Annotated in this window: 11 protein-coding genes; 4 read left to right on the top strand and 7 right to left on the bottom strand. The window is 66.7% G+C overall.

The window, feature by feature from the left end; all coding sequences use genetic code 11:
• Positions 1–6: 6 nt before the first annotated feature.
• Entirely contained in the window at positions 7–2,274 is a 2,268-nt protein-coding gene (ptsP, locus tag AC2FAN_RS11520) for a phosphoenolpyruvate--protein phosphotransferase (RefSeq protein ID WP_265052052.1), read from the bottom strand.
• Positions 2,275–2,457: 183 nt separating this feature from the next.
• Positions 2,458–4,014, bottom strand: a complete 1,557-nt coding sequence (gene otsA, locus AC2FAN_RS11515) for an alpha,alpha-trehalose-phosphate synthase (UDP-forming) (protein WP_476804647.1) — start codon at positions 4,012–4,014, stop codon at positions 2,458–2,460.
• 279 nt (positions 4,015–4,293) lie between these two features.
• Between otsA and otsB the strand changes: the two genes are divergently transcribed.
• Positions 4,294–5,094: a trehalose-phosphatase gene (gene otsB / locus AC2FAN_RS11510; protein WP_265052050.1), complete on the top strand. Its 801-nt coding sequence runs from the start codon at positions 4,294–4,296 to the stop codon at positions 5,092–5,094.
• Between the two features lie 2 nt (positions 5,095–5,096).
• Positions 5,097–6,938: a glycoside hydrolase family 15 protein gene (locus AC2FAN_RS11505; protein WP_265052049.1), complete on the top strand. Its 1,842-nt coding sequence runs from the start codon at positions 5,097–5,099 to the stop codon at positions 6,936–6,938.
• Positions 6,939–6,957: 19 nt separating this feature from the next.
• Here the strand turns inward: AC2FAN_RS11505 and AC2FAN_RS11500 are convergent, their stop codons facing one another.
• Entirely contained in the window at positions 6,958–7,182 is a 225-nt protein-coding gene (locus tag AC2FAN_RS11500) for a hypothetical protein (RefSeq protein WP_476804645.1), read from the bottom strand.
• A gap of 111 nt (positions 7,183–7,293) precedes the next feature.
• On the opposite strand from AC2FAN_RS11500, the gene AC2FAN_RS11495 reads away from it, so the two are divergent.
• Positions 7,294–7,878, top strand: coding sequence for a TetR/AcrR family transcriptional regulator (locus tag AC2FAN_RS11495; protein WP_476804644.1), 585 nt, complete (start codon positions 7,294–7,296; stop codon positions 7,876–7,878).
• A gap of 7 nt (positions 7,879–7,885) precedes the next feature.
• Here AC2FAN_RS11495 and AC2FAN_RS11490 read toward each other — a convergent pair whose 3' ends face one another.
• Positions 7,886–9,094 (bottom strand): M20 family metallopeptidase, encoded by a 1,209-nt coding sequence (locus AC2FAN_RS11490; protein ID WP_485174117.1) that lies wholly within the window; start codon positions 9,092–9,094, stop codon positions 7,886–7,888.
• 187 nt (positions 9,095–9,281) lie between these two features.
• Positions 9,282–10,811, bottom strand: a complete 1,530-nt coding sequence (katA, locus tag AC2FAN_RS11485) for a catalase KatA (protein ID WP_485174115.1) — start codon at positions 10,809–10,811, stop codon at positions 9,282–9,284.
• A gap of 138 nt (positions 10,812–10,949) precedes the next feature.
• On the opposite strand from katA, the gene AC2FAN_RS11480 reads away from it, so the two are divergent.
• On the top strand, positions 10,950–11,942 hold the full coding sequence (locus AC2FAN_RS11480) for a hydrogen peroxide-inducible genes activator (protein WP_485174113.1): 993 nt from the start codon (positions 10,950–10,952) through the stop codon (positions 11,940–11,942).
• On the opposite strand, the gene AC2FAN_RS11475 is transcribed toward AC2FAN_RS11480, so the two are convergent.
• The gene (locus AC2FAN_RS11475) at positions 11,909–12,448 is read right to left on the bottom strand and encodes a chromate transporter (protein WP_265052044.1); all 540 of its coding nucleotides are present in this window, start codon (positions 12,446–12,448) and stop codon (positions 11,909–11,911) included. The two genes, AC2FAN_RS11480 and AC2FAN_RS11475, sit on opposite strands and share 34 nt — an antisense overlap.
• Entirely contained in the window at positions 12,448–13,014 is a 567-nt protein-coding gene (locus AC2FAN_RS11470; RefSeq protein WP_265052043.1) for a chromate transporter, read from the bottom strand. The genes AC2FAN_RS11475 and AC2FAN_RS11470 overlap by 1 nt, the downstream gene beginning before the upstream one ends.
• Between the last annotated feature and the right edge of the window lies 1 nt (position 13,015).

Here is a 13,015-nt window from a genome sequence, read left to right as displayed (position 1 = left end):
GCGTCGCTAGACCGGGACCTTGAACTCGGCAGCGAAGGCGGCGAGATGCGGGCGCAGGCTGGTGGCGCCCTCGGGCGAAGCGAGCATCCAGTCCATGCGCTCACGCAGCTTGCCGACATCGAGCACGCGCAGCATCGCCTTGACCGGGCCGATCGACGCGGCCGACATCGAGAAGCCGCGATAGCCCAGCCCTATCAGGGCCATGGTCTCGAGCGGCTTGCCGCCCATCTCGCCGCAGACGGTCACCGGGCAGCCGGTTTCCGAAGCGGCTTCGACGATCCGCCGCAGAGCCCTCAGCGCTCCGACGCCGAGCGGATCGAAACGATCCGCGACGCGCTTGTTCTCGCGATCGGCCGCAAACAGGAACTGCATGAGGTCGTTGGTGCCGATCGACAGGAAATCGGCCTCGCGCGCGATCTCCGGCAACTCGAACAACAGCGAGGGAACCTCGACCATCACGCCGACGCGCAGGTCGCGCGGCGGGGCAACGCCCTGCTTCTCCAGCATCGCCTGCTCGCGGCGGATGATCATGCGGGCGCGGCGAAACTCGTCCGTCGTCGCCACCATCGGCAGCATGATCTTGAGATCGCGCCCGGCGCCGGCGCGCAGCATCGCGCGGAGCTGTGCGCGTAGCAGCCGCGGCTTGTCGAGGCCGATGCGGATCGCCCGCCAGCCCAGCGCCGGGTTCTCCTCCTCGACGCGCTCCATATAGGGCAGCACCTTGTCGCCGCCGATGTCGAGCGTGCGGAAGGTCACGGGCAGTTCCCCCGCCGCGTTCAGCACCGCGGCGTAGAGGGCCTGCTGCTCGGCGGTGGTCGGCATGTGCTGCGCCACCATGAACTGCAGCTCGGTGCGGAAGAGGCCGATGCCGGAGGCGGCGGTCGCCTCAATGTTCGGCATGTCGACGATCAGCCCGGCATTGATCTGCAGCGTGATCTCGATGCCATCCCTGGTGGCGGACGGCAGCTGCTTCAGCTTCTCGTACTGCTTCTGCTTGCGGGCGCGCAGCCGGGCCTTGTCCTTGTAGGCGTTCTCGACGTCCGGCTGGGGACGGATCTGCACCTCGCCGGCCTGGCCGTCGACGATGATGGCATCACCCACCTGGACGAGGGCGGTGGCGTTCACGACCTCGCCGACCGCCGGAATGCCGAGCGCCCGCGCGACGATCGCGATATGGCTGGTGGGGCCGCCCTCCTCCAGCACGAGGCCGCGCAGATGCGACCGGTCATAGTCGAGCAGCGCCGCAGGCCCCATCGAACGGGCGACGAGAATGGCATTTTCCGGCAGATTCTCGCGCGCGACACCGTTCGCTTTGCCGACGAGGGTGCGCAGCAACCGGTTGGCGAGGTCGTCGAGATCATGCAGCCGCTCCCGCAGATAGGGATCGGTCTGGCGCAGCATCTTGGCGCGGGTGTCGGATTGGACGCGCTCGACGGCGGCCTCGGCGGTCAGGCCGGTCACCACGACCTCGCGCATGCGGCGCAGCCAGCCCTGGTCGTGAGCGAACATGCGGAAGGTCTCGAGCACGTCGCGGTGCTCGCCGGTATGGGCGACGTCGCCGCGCTCCACCAGTTCGTCGATCGAGGCGCGCATCTCGCCGATCGCGGCTTCCAGGCGCCCGATCTCGGCGGCCGGATTCTCGGCGATGAGGTTGGTGATGGCGACGCGCGGCTCGTGCAGCACGGCATGGCCAAGGCCGACGCCATCCGCCAGCGCGACGCCAACGCCATGGATCGGCCGGTCGAGGCCGATGGAGGCACCGGGCGCGGCCAGGGACTTCAGCCCGCCGGCCGCGATCATTTCCGCCATCAGCATGGCGGTGGTCTGGAGGGTCTCGATCTCCTCTTCCGAGTAGATCCGCGTGGCCCGGTTCTGGATGACGAGCACGCCCATGACGGCGCCGCCGCGCAGGATCGGCACGCCGAGGAAGGAGCGATAGACCTCTTCGCCCGTCTCCGGCCGGTAGGAGAAGGAGGGATGCGCCTGCGCGTCCGAGAGCGCCAGCGGCTCCGCCTCGCTCGCGATCAGGCCGACGAGGCCCTCGCCGGCGCGCATGGTTGTGAGGTGAACGGCTTCGCGATTGAGGCCTTCGGTGGCGTAGAGCTCGAGCGAGCCGTCCTCACGCAGGACATAGACTGAGCAGACTTCCGCGACGAGATTGCCGGCGATCAGGACGACGAGCCTGTCGAGCCGCTCCTGCGGGCTGATCGATGCCGCCATGACCTCGCGGAGGCGGCGCAACAGAACGCCCGGTCCTCCGAGAGCACCTCGCATCGATCTCAGCCCTCCGCCCGCCTCCTCAGCCATCGACGATACGATGCCTGTCCAGACCTGAGTCGCCCAACCCGGTCCTGCTGCCTTCTAGCGACCAAAGACCTTATTCGGCAAGAGCCGCGAGCAGGCTGTGAAACATCACCCCAAGATTTCGACCGCTTTTGCGATGGTTGGGCAAAGGTCTCATGACTGCACCAGCGCCAGATGAGGAGCGGCGGCCGCCGTTCCTTTCCGCCGTGATGCTGCCGAGACCTTGCGCCCCTTGGCCACTTGCGGCGGCCGCTGGACAATGGCCGCGTCGCCGCGCACGCCCCGCCGCACGCCCGCCTTCGCTTTCCTGGGCTCGGCTTCCTCAATCGGCACGTTGCCGTCTCCCGCCAATACGGCCAGATAGCGCTGCGTCCACCAATCGATATCCGTGGCGGCGATCGTCGCGTAGAGCGCCTCGAAACGGCGTATGCGCTCCGATTTCGGCATAGCGAGGGCCGTGCGGATCGCTTCCGCCACCTCATGGGTGTCGTAGGGATTGACGATCAGCGCCTCGCGCATCTGATGAGCAGCGCCGGCGAAGCGCGAGAGCACGAGCACGCCCGGATCGGCTGGGTCCTGCGCCGCGATATACTCCTTCGCCACGAGATTCATGCCGTCGCGCATCGGCGTGACCAGCCCGACCTGAGCGCGGCGATAGAAACCGGCGAGCGCACTGCGCGAATAGGCCTTCTTGACGACGCGGATCGGCGTCCAGTCGAACTCGCCGAGCTGCGCGTTCAAACGGCCCGCGACCTCGTCCGAAAGTCGGTCGAGCTCGGCATATTCGGGCACGTCGCTGCGCGAAGGCGGGGCGATCTGCAACAGGCTGACCCTGCCACGATGCTCGGGATGGCTGCGCATGAAATCGCCGAAGGCTTCGAGGCGCTGCACGATGCCCTTCGAATAGTCGAGCCGGTCGACGCCGACGACGAGCTTGCGCTCGCCGAGCGATTCCCGCGTGGCGCGCAGCGGAGTCGGCGCCTGCCGCGTCGAGGCGGCGGCGAGGCGGCGAAACGATTCGACATCGATGCCGATCGGGAACGCCTGCACCGCAGTTTCGCGTGTGCCGAGCCGGACGCGCTGCCCGTCGGTGCGGCCGCCGCACAACGACACCAGCCCGCCGATCAGGTTGCGGGCATCGACCTCCGTCTGCATGCCGACCAGATCGTAGGCGGCGAGCGTGCGGATCAGCGTCGCGCTGAACGGCAAGGCCCCGATCACGTCTGCCGACGGCCAGGGGATGTGATGGAAATAGCCGATCCGATTGTTGACGCCGCGCCGGCGCAACTCGGCGGCCAGCGGGATGAGGTGATAGTCGTGGATCCAGATGATGTCATCGGGCTGGATCATGGCCGCCAGCGCCTTGCCGAAGCGGCGGTTGACGCCGAGATAACCCATGTAATCGCTGCGCCGGAAATCCGTCAGCCCGAGCCGGTAGTGCATCAGGGGCCAGAGGGCCCGGTTCGAGAAGCCGAGATAATAGCTCTGCCGCTCCGCCTCGCTGAGATCGGTCACGGCGTAGGTCACGTTGCCGCGCTGGACCTGCTTGATCTCGTTCGTCGCCGTTTCGCTGATGTTGCCGCTCCAGCCGAACCACAGCCCTCCGCGCTGCTCGAGAGCCTCGCGCAACGCCACCGCGAGCCCGCCTGCCGTTGCCTTTTCGTGACGATCAGGGATGGTGACGCGGTTCGAAACGACGATCAGGCGCATAGCGACGAATTTCTCCAGGGGGGCCGCCCGATTTTCGCCATCGGCGGCAGGAACAGAACGCCCGCAAAGGCGTAATGTTTCCGGGGTGCAGAGCTGGCCGCATGGCGAAGCGGGGGCAGCCCTGCGGTGAAATCGTGGTCGCCACTATCAGGCGATGAGTAGAGCGAGGCAACCCCAAGGACGTTTTTTCCGCGCCGTGGGCCCGCACGGCGCAGAGCGAAAGGATTGCCAGCGAAGGCAGCCGTTCTTCTGCCGTCTTCCCTGTCCAGATAGAGAACGATGACGATATTGATCGAAACGGAAACTGTTCCCGGCACCCGCGATATCGATGCGGGGGCGCAGCAGATCGCTCTGTTTTTGGACTTCGACGGAACGCTCGTCGAAATCGCGCCGTCGCCGGAGGACGTTCAGCTCGATCGGCGCGTTGCTCCGGCGCTCGAAGCCTTGCGCCAGCAGCTCGGCGGAGCGCTCGCGCTCGTCTCCGGGCGCCCCATCGCCTTCCTCGACGAGATGCTCACGCCGTATCGGTTCGACATCGCCGGCCTGCACGGGGCGCAGATAAGGCAGGGCGACGAGATCCGCTCCCAATCCGATGTCCCGGAGAATATGCGCGAGGCCGTGCGCGACCTCGTCCGGTTCGCCAACAGCCATGTCGGCATCATCGTCGAAGACAAGCGCATCTCGGCTGCGCTGCATTGGCGGCTCGCGCCGGAACTGAAGGACGAGGCGCTCGATCTGATGCGCAAGGCCGCGGCCAAGCTCGGACCGGGCGTGCGCCTGCAGGAAGGCAAGTCCGTGGCGGAGCTGGTTCCGGCCGGGGCGAGCAAGGGCAACGCCATCGCCTGGCTGATGGCGACGCCGGCTTATGCGGGGCGGCGCCCCGTCTTCATTGGCGACGACATCACCGACGAGGACGGCTTCGAGGCTGTCAACGCCATGGGCGGCCTCTCGATCCGGATCGGCGCCGACCGGGAAAGCCTCGCGGCAATCCGGCTCGCTTCGCCCACCGCCTTGCGGCATATCCTTCTCGAGGCTGCCGAGAACGGCGGCCTCACTGCCTCCAGCTTTTCCCAGGACTGATCATGACCGTAACGACTTCGGCTGCGGGGCAGCACTCCGCCTCGCTCGACCTTGGCGTGATCGGCAACTGCTCGATCGCCGCGCTCATCGACCGGCGCGCCCGCATCGTGTGGGGCTGCTTTCCGCGCTTCGACCGCGACCCGGTGTTCTGCTCGCTGATCGACAACCAGGCCGATGACGGCAACGCCGAGCCCGAGAAAGGCTTTTTCGGCATCGAACTCGTCGGCATGACCCGCTGCGAGCAGGGCTATCTCGACAACACCGCGATCCTCTCCTCGGTGCTCTCGGACGACCAGGGCAACGCCATCGAGATTCTCGACTTCGCGCCGCGCTTCGTGCGCTACGAGCGCTCCTTCCGTCCGCCGCAGCTCGTGCGCCGCGTGCGGCGGATTTCGGGCCGCCCGCGCATCCGCGTCCTGGTCAAGCCCTGCCTCGGCATCGGCGAGGAGCCGGACGAATTCACGCGCGGCTCCAACCATGTCCGCTTCGTCGGTGCCGACCAGACCATCCGGCTGACCACGAACGCACCGCTCTCCTATGTCGTGGAGAGCACGCCCTTCGCCGTCGACCAGTCCTATTCCTTCTTTATCGGCTCCGACGAGGCGCTGCGCGCCGAGATCGAGACCACGTCCCGCGAGTTCCTCGACAAGACCACCGACTACTGGCGCGATTGGGTCCGTTCGCTCTCGATCCCCTTCGAATATCAGCGCGAGGTGATCCGCGCGGCGATCACGCTCAAGCTCTGCTCCTTCGAGGAAACCGGCGCGATCGTGGCGGCGCTGACGACCTCGATCCCGGAAGCACCGGGCACGCAGCGCAACTGGGATTACCGCTATTGCTGGCTGCGCGACGCCTATTTCGTCGTGCATGCGCTGAACCGGCTCGGCACGACGCGGACGATGGAGGACTATCTCGGCTTCATCACCAACATCGTCGACACCTTCTCGGAGAGCGGCGCCGAGCATCTGCCGCCGCTCTACCCGATCACGCGCGGTGGGACGCTGCTCGAATTCGAAGCCTCGAACCTGGCGGGCTATCGCGGGCACCAGCCGGTGCGCTTCGGCAACGGCGCGGCGACGCAGATCCAGAACGACGGCTACGGCGCGGTCGTGCTGGCGGCGACGCATTCATTCTTCGACCGGCGCCTGATCCAGCCGGGCAAGGATACATTGTTCGGCCAACTCGAGCGCATGGGCGAGATCGCCATCGCCGTCTTCGACAAGCCCGATGCCGGCCCCTGGGAGCTGCGCGAGAAGGAGGCCGTGCATTCCTTCTCCAGTGTGATGTGCTGGGCCGCCTGCGACCGGCTCGCCCGCATCGCCGGCACGCTCGGGCGCGCCGACCGGAAGGAGTACTGGAAGGGAGAGGCAAGACGGCTCAAGAACATCATCGCCGAGCAGATCTGGAACGAGGAGAAGGGGCATTTCGTCTCGACCTTCGGCGGATCCGAGCTCGATGCGACGCTGCTGCTGCTGGCCGAGCTCGGCTTCGTCAAACCGGACGACGCCCGTTTCATCGCGACCGTCGAGGCGATCGGGCGCGATCTGAAGCGGGGCGACCTGATGTTGCGCTACGCCACGCAGGACGATTTCGGCTTCATGCATACCGGCTTCCTGATCTGCGCCTTCTGGTATGTCGATGCGCTGAACGCCATCGGCCGCAGCGAGGAGGCCAAGGAGCTGTTCGATCGCATCCTCAAGCGGCGCAACAGCTTCGGCCTGCTATCCGAGGATGCCGATCTCAAGACCGGCGAGCTCTGGGGCAATTTCCCGCAGACCTATTCGATGGTCGGGCTGATCAATTCGGCGATGCGCCTCAGCCGCAATTGGGAAGAGGCCTTCTGAGCCCCGGCTGGCGCAGGGATCAGCGTGGCGAACCGACGCGGAAAGCCACCGGGATCACGGCATAGACCATCACCAGCACCATCGGCGGCACGGCCAGCGCCGTGACGCCCAATGTCGGCCAGCCCTGCGTGAACGGCATGATCGCCATCAGCAGCACGTTGATCGCGGCATAGGCGCCGAGGGTGGCGACGACCAGAAAGCGCAGCCGAGCGAGAAATCGCGACAGAGAAGAAGGCGTGCCCATGAGAGTGACCTTGTCTGGAACGAAACGTATCGTTTCTATTTGATTGAATTAAACGGCCCGTTTCGTTATGTCAAGAAGCGGGCTGCACCGAAGCCCGGAATGGTGGAAAGCATGACGGAGCCGAATACGAAGCGCCGCGCCTCGATCGGCGCACGACGCAGCCCGGAGACGGAGGCCGCCGTGAAGGCGGCGGCGCGGGCCCTTCTCTCGGAGAAGGGCTATGCGGGTTTCTCGATCGAGGAGGTCGCCCGCCGCGCCGGTGCCGGCAAGCCGACGATCTATCGCTGGTGGCCGAACAAGGCCGAGCTCTTCATCGCGATCTACGGAGCGGACAAGGACGCGGCGATCCCGGTGCCGGACACGGGATCGCTTCGCGACGATCTCTTACGCTACACGAAGGACCTCTGGCGCTTCTGGCGCGAGGATACGGCGGGCCGTGTCTTCCGGGGGCTGATCGCCGAAGCCCAGACCAGCGAGACCGCCCTCGCCGCTCTGCGCTTCAAGTTCATGCCGGAGAGGTTGGCTTCACCCCGCAAGATGTTCGTCCGCGCCGCCGAGCGCGGCGCGTTCGCTGCTGAGGAGATCGACGACCGGCTCGAACTCTGGGTCGGCTTCAACTGGCTGCATGTGCTGACCGACCGGCTGAGCGAGGACGAGCCCTCGCTCCCGCGCAAGATCGCCCTGCTCTGCCGCTGAGCGCCGCTTATTCCACCCTGGCGGCAGCCCGCATCACGGCGAGTGCCAGCACCTGCGCCGCCGGCACGAGGCTCTCGACCTCGAGGAACTCGTCGGGCGTATGGGCCATGCCGCCGATCGGGCCGACGCTGCACAGCGTCGGAGTGCCCTGCGCGGCGGTGAAGCCGGAATCGGCGCAGCCGCCGGTGAACTCCGCCGTGACGCCAATGCCGAAGGCGGCGGCCGCCTCGCGATAGGTGTCATAGAGCGCGGCCGATTCCGGCGAGCGCTCGAGCGGCAGGAATTCGCCCTTGATCGAAAGGACGGCGCTGGTGCCCGCAACCTCGGGTGCCTCGACGATCGCCTTGATCTTGCCGACCATCTCGTCGCGCTGGGCGGCGGTGACATAGCGCAGGTCGATCTCGCACCAGGCGTGAGGCGCGATGGTGTTGACGGTCTGGCCGCCGCCGATCAGGCCGACATTGACGGTGACGCCCTTTTCCAGATCGGTGAGGCCCTGAAGCTTCGGGATCTTGTGGCCGAGATCAACGATGGCCGAGGCGCCCTTCTCGTAGTTCGCGCCGGAATGGGCCGGCTTGCCGGTGAATTCGGCCCGCATGAAGACGCCGCCCTTGCGACCGCTGGTCACCGACTGCTTGTGATCCCTGGCGAAATCGGTGCCCGCCGGCAGACGGCTGGGCTCGGCGTTGAAGACGCAGCGCGACTCGCGCGCCGCCGCCTCGATCACCGGCCGCGAGGATGGCGAGCCGATCTCCTCGTCGCTGGTGGTCAGCATCAGGATCGGCGCGGCAATTCCGCCGCATTCAGCGAAGGCAGCTGCGACGAAGGCCGAGATGACGATGCCGCCCTTCATGTCGGCGACGCCGGGCCCATAGGCGCGCGAGCCCTTGATGGTGAAGGGCCGGCGCGTCGGCTCGCCCTGCGGGAAGACGGTGTCGCGATGGCCGAGCAGCAGTACCGGCCGCTGGTCGTTGGCGGTGGGGTTGGGCAGGCGCGCCTTCACCGCGTCGCCGAAGCGGGTATCCGGCACGATCTCGACATCGAGCCCGTTCGCCTTGTGGAAGCGCGCGACGACCTCGCCGGCCCTGTCGACGCCGGCCTTGTCGTAGGAGCCCGAGTCGGTATCGACCATCTCGCGCAGCAGCGCGACCATCCCTTCCTTGCGGCTCGCCAGCCACTCGGTGACTTTCTGTTCCTCGGGGGTCAAAGCGCTCATCGGCTCACTCGCAGTCGTTCCGCATGGGACAATGCAGCGAGCTTACTGGCTGCGGCCACATGGGCAATGGCAGATGGCCGCGGCGATGCCATTCATGCCGCGCATGCCGCCCGCTCCGAGCAATTGCGGGCAACAAAAAGGGGCCGCGCAGAAAGCGCGGCCCCTTTTTTCGGTCGGCGTTAGCGAATTACTCCGCCGCTTCCTGCGGCGTGTTCTCGGTCACCGAGATCGCCGGACGAGCCCGGCCATCCGATCTGGCGAGCGCGCGGCGCACGCCGTTGCCGTAATCCGGGTGGACCCTGTCGAAATGCGCGAGCTGGCGCTCCTCGATTTCCTGCGGGATGCCGCCCATCGCCGCGGCGATGTTGGAGAACAGGCGCTCCTTCTGGCCGGCGTCGAACAGGTTGAACAGCGCGCGCGGCTGGCCGTAATCGTCGTTGCCGATGCGGTGGTTGTAGCGGTCGGCATCACCCGAGATCTTCAGCGGCGGCTCCTTGGCGGAGGGCTGCTCGACCGGGCCGCTGAAGGAGTTCGGCTCGTAATAGGCATTCGGATGGCCGGTGCGGATACCGCCATACGTGTTCATCTGGCCGTCGCGGTGATAGTGATGCACCGGGCATTGCGGCTGGTTGACCGGGATGTTCTCGTAATGCGTGCCGAGCCGGTGGCGATGGGCGTCGGCATAGGAGAAGACGCGGGCCTGCAGCATCTTGTCGGGGGAGAAGCCGATGCCGGGCACGATGTTCGACGGCGAAAAGGCCGCGTTCTCGATCTCGGCGAAATAGTTCTCCGGGTTGCGGTTGAGCTCCATCACGCCGATGTCGATCGGCGGATACTCCGCATGCGGCCAGACCTTGGTGAGATCGAAGGGGTTGTAGGAGGTCTTCTCGGCATCCAGCTCCGGCATGATCTGGACCTGGACCTTCCACTTCGGAAACTCGCCGCGCTCCAGCGCGTTGAACAGGTCCTCCTGGGTGGATTCACGCGTCTTGCCGATGACCTTCTCGGCTTCCTCGTTCGTCCAGTGCCTGTGGCCCTGCAGGGTCTTGAAGTGGAACTTCACCCAATAGCGCTCGCCATTGTCGTTCCAGAACGAATAGGTGTGCGAGCCGTAGCCGTTGATGTGGCGCACATCGGTCGGCAGGCCGCGATCCGACATCAGGATGGTGACCTGATGCAGGCTCTCAGGGCTCAGCGACCAGAAATCCCACATCGCGGTGGGCGAGCGCATGTTGGTCTTGGGATGGCGCTTCTGGGTGTGGATGAAGTCGGGGAACTTCACGGGATCGCGCACGAAGAAGACCGGCGTGTTGTTGCCGACGAGATCCCAGTTGCCTTCCGGCGTGTAGAACTTGATCGCGAAGCCGCGCACGTCGCGCTCGGCGTCGGCCGCACCCATCTCGCCCGCCACCGTGGAGAAGCGCAGGATCAGCGGGGTCTCGGTGCCCGGCTGCAGAGCCTTGGCCTTGGTGTATTTCGAGATGTCGCCGGTGATCTTCAGCGTGCCATGCGCGCCCCAGCCCTTGGCATGGACGGCACGCTCCGGAATGCGCTCGCGGTTCTGATGCGCCAGCTTCTCGATGAGCTGATAATCCTGGAGGAGAACCGGGCCGCGCTCGCCGGCCGTGATCGAATTCTGGTTGTCGGGAATCGGCGCGCCAGCCGTCGTCGTCATGGTGACGCCGGTCTTCGGGTTCCTCGGATCATTGGCGGACATGGCTCATTTCCCTCCTGACGAGCATTCAGCCGCCGCACAGCACGCGCGGCGGTTTGGAATTGGAGGAAGTAACAGCGCTTTGTGACGACAATGTCCAATACCGTTTACGGCGGTCCACGATAAGTTTATCAAATCTCCATGATCACACTGAAGCAGCTTCGCTATTTCGCCGCTCTCGCGCGCTACCGCCATTTCGGCCGCGCTGCGCAGGAGTGCCATGTCAGCCAGCCGGCATTGTCGCTCCAGATTCAGGAGCTCGAAGCCTTTCTCGGCTGCCAGCTCGTCGAGCGGCGGCGCGGCGCCATCGCGTTGACCGAAATGGGCACGGAGATCGCCGAGCGCGGCCGCCGAATCCTGCTGGAGACGAGCGATCTCGTCGACCATGCCCGCCATCGCCGCAGCCTGCTCGGCGGCGAGCTCGATCTCGGCGTCATTCCCTCGATCGCGCCCTACCTGCTGCCGGCGACGCTGCCCCTGCTGCAGCGGCGCTACCCGGCCCTGGACCTGAGACTCCGCGAGACACAGACGGCGACCCTGCTCGATGACCTGATAGAGGGTGGGCTCGACGTCGCCCTGCTCTCGCTACCGATCGAACGCGCCGGTATCGAAACCCTGCCGCTGTTCGACGATCCCTTCCTGCTGGCCGTGCCGGCTGAAGCCCAGCCCAACGCCGCCCCCTTCCGGCCGGATGCGCCGTTTGCCGGCGAGAACCTGCTGCTGCTCGAGGAAGGCCACTGCCTGCGCGACCAGGCGCTGAGCTTCTGCCGCACCACGCCCGGCGGCTCGCGCCGGCAATACGGCGCCTCCAGCCTCTCGACCATCATGCAGATGGTGGCCAACGGCTTCGGCACCACGCTGATGCCGGCGATGGCCCTGCCGATCGAATTCAGGCCGGACATGCCGGTCAGGCTCTTCCGCTTCGCGGCCCCGGGGCCGAGCCGCTCGATCGGCCTCGCCTGGCGCCGGACCTCGCCGCGCAAGGCCGATTTCGAAGCGCTCGGCGCGATCCTGGCGGAGGTCGGCACCACGCTCACCGGCGACCGGCTGCCAGCCGCCGAACCCGGCACGATCAAGCTGATCGCGCCTAGTCGCCCGGCTCAGACCAGACCGGCATACCAGGCTGCAACGTAGACGGCCGTGCCCGCCGCCATCGGCACGAGCGGGTTGATTTTCGAGCGATACGTCACGAACGCGGTCGCCGCCGTGATGACGAAACCGAAGAGGCCGGCATCGGCGGCGATCGTCGCGACAGCGCCGCTCGCGAGCATCAGGCCGAGCGCAATCGGCACCAGCGCCAGCGTGACGATCCGGACGATGCGGTTGTCGCTGAAGCGCTGCAGCCCGCGGCTGCTGGCGAGCGCCAGCAGCGAGGATGGGATCAACATGGCGGCCGTCGCGACCAGCAGGCCGCTCGTCCCGGCGACATGCCAGCCGACGATGCTCGCGAGCATCACGTTCGGCCCCGGCGCCGTCTGGGCGATGGCGAAGAGGCGGGCGAAGGTCGGCGCGTCCATCCAGCCGAGGATGTCGACGATCTGGCGATGGATTTCCGGCACGACGGCATTGGCGCCGCCGATCGCCATCAGCGAGATCGTGCCGAAGGTGATGACGAGCTGGCCGAAGACGCTGCGTTCCATCAGACCCGCCGCGCTCCCAATGAGGCCGCGGCGAGGCCGAGCGGCACCAGCACCAGCAAAGTCGGCAGCATCGGCAGCCGCAGCACGCCGATGGCGAGAAAGGCCGCAGCCGCCATCACCCAGGCCCAGCGCGCGAGGCCGGCCTTCGTCAGAAGGCGCAAGGCCGTGCCGAGGATGAGCCCGGCGGCGCTCGCCGCCGCGCCCGTCAACGCCACCTGCGCCAGCGGGTGATCGGAAACGGCGTCGTAGATGTTCGCGATCGCGACCAGCGAGAGCAGCGGCATCGCCATCAGGGCGAAGACGCAGGTCAGCGCCCCCATCGTCCCGCGAAAGCGGTCGCCGAGCATTACGGCGGCATTGACGGTGTTGGCGCCGGGCAGCGCCTGGCAGATGCCCATCAACTCGGCATAGCCGCGATCATCCAGCCAGTTGCGCTCGGCTACGATGATATGGCGCGCCACCGGCCCGACGCCGCCGAAGCCCATCAATCCGATCTTGAGAAAACCGGTGAACAGCGCCGACAGGGAGGGCGGAGGCGCGTCCGTCGCGGTTTCGAGGGCTGACATC

The sequence above is a fragment of the Allobosea sp. RIT-PG3_2 genome, assembly GCF_057321085.1.
Note: the sequence above shows the minus strand (reverse complement) of the source record. Positions and strands in the feature narration are given on the sequence as shown.